Here is a 4,416-nt window from a genome sequence, read left to right as displayed (position 1 = left end):
GTTTGCTGGTTCTATATTATCTAATTTCGGTATTATGCCTTTAATAGGATATTTCGTGAGTCTTGGAAGAAACGGAGCAACTGTATGGAATGATCCTGGCGTTGCTATAAATGCTATGCAAGTTAAAAATATAGCAGGTAGTTATGTTAAATATATCGGTGCTGGTATGATGCTTTCTGGTGGTTTTATAGGCGCTATAAAGCTTATACCTACAATAGTAGCTTCTATAAAGGAAACTATGAATGCTAAGTCTTCAAATGGTACTGGTAGTTCATCTATTGGAAACGTGATATTACTTAGTGGTATAGTAATAACTTTTATAGGAGGATTCGTGATATCAGGTGGTAATATATTAATGGCAATAACTGCTGCTGCCTTATCATTATTCTTATCTCTCTTATTTGCTATAGTTTCTGGTCGTTTAACTGGTACAATAGGAACTTCAAATCTTCCTGTATCTGGCATGACGATAGCTTCTATAGTCATTGTAACATTGTTATTTGTTGTAATGGGATGGAAAAGCCCTGCAAACAACAAATCATTACTTTTATTTGGTACATTTATAGTTACTGTTATATCTGTAGCAGCTGGTTACTGTCAATCACAAAAGGTTACTTTTATAGTTGGTGGTGACAAAAATGAAATGCAGAAATACTTCGCTATAGCTGGTATAGCTGGTGTTGTTGTAGTTATTGGTACTATATTATTACTTTCAACTAAACTTTCAATGACTGGAGATAACGTTCAGTTTGCATTACCTCAAGCTAACTTAATGGCAACATTAACTGCTGGTATAATGTCAGGTAAATTACCTTGGGTTATGGTAATCACTGGCATTGTTATGGGAATTGTTTTATATATATTAAAGCTTCCTGTAATGACAATTGCTATAGGATTTTACTTACCGATAGCTACAAATTCTATAATATTAATAGGTGCATTAGTTCGTCTATTTATAGAGAAAACTTCTAAATCTAAAGAAGATAAAGAACTTAAAATTGCTAATGGTATAGGATTATCGTCTGGTCTAGTTGCCGGTGGTTCAATACTTGGGCTTGTAGGTATAATACTTCAAGTAACAGGCGTTTTAAAAGGAGCTGGGCCAACTGGATTCTCTGCTTCTAATGGAATGGCATTTATAATATTAGTAGTTCTAATAATTGCTACTATTATACCTATAATGAAAAGTAAGGTAAAACATGCTAAACAATAATGAAGATATTTTAAATATAACATTTAAAATTTTCGATGAATTAGAATATGAAGTAGATAAAGGAAATATTGTGACTATACTTGAAAAACAAGATCATAAAATCCAAAGGGTCTTTAGAAAACTTAATTTCAAAATTCCAGAGTATAAAAAAACTTCTTTAGATGAATATGGAAGTTGTGTGTTTTTACAAATAGATGGCAAAAAGACTGTAAAAGATATTGGTAAAAATCTAGAAGCAAAGTATGGTGATGAAGCTCACCCACTTTATGAAAGATTGTTATTGTTCTTAAACCATATCGATGTCAATTGTCACTATATAGAGAAAAGAAATATTTAATGACATTTCAGAAGGAAAGTCTCCCACTTTTATAAGTGGGAGTACATACCTTAACAAATAGAAAACTTTAATGAAAATATAAATCTCCTTCTGAAGTCATTAATATTTCAGCTCCGCAGGAGATGATTTAACATAAAAGATGGCACTACATTGTAGTTGCCATCTTTTGTTATCAGTAGGTTTAGAATCAATTCACAAGACATATAATCAATTAATATACAGATAAATGTTTGTTCTACTTGCAGGTCGTAAAAATAGACACAAAAACTATTTAATGTTATAATTTAACTACGGAATAAAACATTATATTAAGTAATAAATAAAAAATATAAGGTAAGAGCCGTTATGGCTCTTAGCTGTTTTTTAAGAGATACTTATGTTTAAGGATGAAGATAAAAAACAAATATTTATGATTTAGAGCAAAATTATATTGATAGGTTAATTATGTTTCTAAGATATTTATCAAGGTAAAGATGGATAACTTTTGAAAAATAATAAAAAAATATAACATAATGTAATCTGCTTTAGTAGATTATTAAGAGAGGGGAAAGAATATGGAATTAAATAAATTAATTGATGACATGAAACAAGACATTATTAAATCTACACAAGAAATTATAAAAATCAAAAGCGTAGAAAGTGAACCTAAACCAGGGATGCCGTATGGTGAAGGCGTAGCTAAATCACTAGAGTGTGCATTAGGTGTTGCAAAGAGATTAGGACTTCATACAGTTAATGTAGATGGCTATGTGGGCTATGCAGAGTATGGCACTGGTGATGATTATGTTTTAGCATTAGGACATTTAGATATAGTTCCTGAAGGTGATGGATGGATTTACCCACCATATGGCGCAGAGATTCATGATGGAAAAATGTATGGACGTGGAACTACTGATGATAAAGGACCAATAATGGCAACTTTATTTGGTTTGAAAGCAATAAAAGATGCAAAATTACCTGTATCTAAGAGAATTAGAGTTTTATTTGGTACTAATGAAGAAACAGGAAGCAAGGAACTTGATCATTATTTAGAAAAAGAAAAACCACCAGTTGCTGGGTTTACACCAGATGCTGATTATCCAATAATTAATGGAGAAAAAGGTATAACTATTTTTGATATTGTAAAAGATTTTAATAACGTAGTTAAGGGTGAAAACGTTATAAAATATATCAAGGGCGGTCAAGTTTCTAATATGGTACCAGATTATTGTGAAGCAGGAATTGTATCAACTAATGCTAATGTTATAGTTAAATCATTAAGGAAGTTTATAAAAGATACCGATTATAAATTATCCGCAGTGGTTAATACAAATCTTATAATAATTAAATCTATAGGTGAAGCAGCTCATGGAAGTACACCAGAGTTTGGTAAAAATGCAATAATGCAATTATTACAATTTTTAGGAACTATAAATCTTGACTCAAATGATGGAACAGAATTAATAAAATTTTTAAATGAAAATATAGGGACAGAGACGCACGGCGAGTCTTTTGGTGTTTGCCTTGAGGATGAAATTTCAGGAAAATTATCATTTAATGTTGGAGTTATAAATATGGATAACAACTCTGCAACGGTAACATTAAATTTAAGGTACCCAGTAACAATGAAATTAGAAGATATGATGACTCCATTTAATGAAAAAATAAAAGGAACTGGATTAAGAGTGGAGAAATTTGTACATCAAAAACCATTATACTTCCCACCAGATAGCCCAATTATAAAAACACTCCAAAAAGTTTATACTGAGCAAACTGGAGAAAAAGCTACATTGGTATCTATAGGCGGAGGTACTTATGCTAAAGAAATGCCTAATATTGTAGCATTTGGACCAATGTTTCCTGGAGAACCAGATACGATTCATAAACAAAATGAATATATTACAATAGATAATTTAATTAAGAATGCTAAAATATATGCGCATGCATTGTATGAACTTGCAAAATAAATATATGCCTTATTTAAAAGTATATGTATCTTAGTAAATAATAAATAACCTTTAGACCTACGTCACGCAAAATATGACGTAGGTCTTAATACTCTTATAAGAGAAACTTAAATAAATAATAAGTCAATATACTTGCAAATTTATATAAAGTCGTAGAATTAAGCTGGATATAGAGGTATAATAAAATATTATACTACAAGTAAGTTATATAACATTGTATAAGTTAAACAATATAAAAACTATAAAAAATATAGATTTTTAGTGAGGGATAATTATGAAAATACAAGATATTAAGATGGGTAAAATTAGTACTCCTTTGAAACATGGGTACAATGTAGGTAAAAGAATACTTACATTTTCCGATGAAATAGTTATAAAAATGATTACAGATACAGGTGAAGTAGGCTATGGTAGTGCTGCTCCAACACCGTTTATAACTGGGGAAACAGAAAACTCAATTATTGGAGCTATAAATTATATAAAACCTGAAATTATAGGCTTAGATATTGAAAATCTTGAAGAAATTATGAAGGTTCTTCATAGTTCTATTTATGGAAATAATAGTGCAAAAGCTGCTATTGACATAGCTATCTATGATTTGCTTTGCAAAAAATATGGAATTCCTCTTTATAAATTTTTGGGTGGATATAAGACTTCATTAACTACAGATATTACTATAGTTAATGATACAGTGGAGCAAATGGTAGAAAAATCATTACAAGCTGTAATGGATGGTTATACTTGTTTAAAGGTAAAAGTAGGGAATCACGTAGATTTTGATATAGAGAAAGTTAAAGCAGTAAGAAAAGCAGTCAGAAAAGCAGTCAGACGTGGAATCAAGATAAGGGTAGATGCTAATCAAGGATGGAGACCTAAGGAAGCTGTAAGTATAATTAGAAAATTTGAAGATATGGGGCTTG

General features: G+C 30.4%; 4 protein-coding genes. All 4 read left to right on the top strand.

Annotated elements, in window-relative coordinates:
* On the top strand, positions 1 to 1,213 hold a 1,213-nt coding region (locus Q0649_RS11060; RefSeq protein WP_298841583.1), incomplete at its 5' end, for an OPT/YSL family transporter.
* Positions 1,200 to 1,550, top strand: coding sequence for a PqqD family protein (locus tag Q0649_RS11055; protein WP_298841580.1), 351 nt, complete (start codon positions 1,200 to 1,202; stop codon positions 1,548 to 1,550). The genes Q0649_RS11060 and Q0649_RS11055, both read left to right, overlap by 14 nt.
* Positions 1,551 to 2,104: 554 nt before the next feature.
* A complete protein-coding gene (gene pepV / locus Q0649_RS11050; protein ID WP_298841577.1) occupies positions 2,105 to 3,496 on the top strand; it encodes a dipeptidase PepV in 1,392 nt (463 codons plus the stop codon).
* Between the two features lie 274 nt (positions 3,497 to 3,770).
* Positions 3,771 to 4,416, top strand: a 646-nt coding sequence (locus Q0649_RS11045) for an enolase C-terminal domain-like protein (RefSeq protein WP_298841574.1), incomplete at its 3' end; no start/stop codon positions are given.

Source organism: uncultured Clostridium sp., assembly GCF_937920395.1.
Taxonomy (GTDB): Bacteria; Bacillota; Clostridia; order Clostridiales; family Clostridiaceae; genus Clostridium_AD.
The sequence above is the reverse complement of the archived record's forward strand: the minus strand, read 5'-3'. Positions and strand labels throughout refer to the sequence as shown.

Excerpts from the sequence above, each read along its gene's own strand:
- pepV (WP_298841577.1), top strand. The coding sequence starts at position 2,105 with ATGGAATTAAATAAATTAATTGATGACATGAAACAAGACATTATTAAA.
- Q0649_RS11055 (WP_298841580.1), top strand. The coding sequence starts at position 1,200 with ATGCTAAACAATAATGAAGATATTTTAAATATAACATTTAAAATTTTC.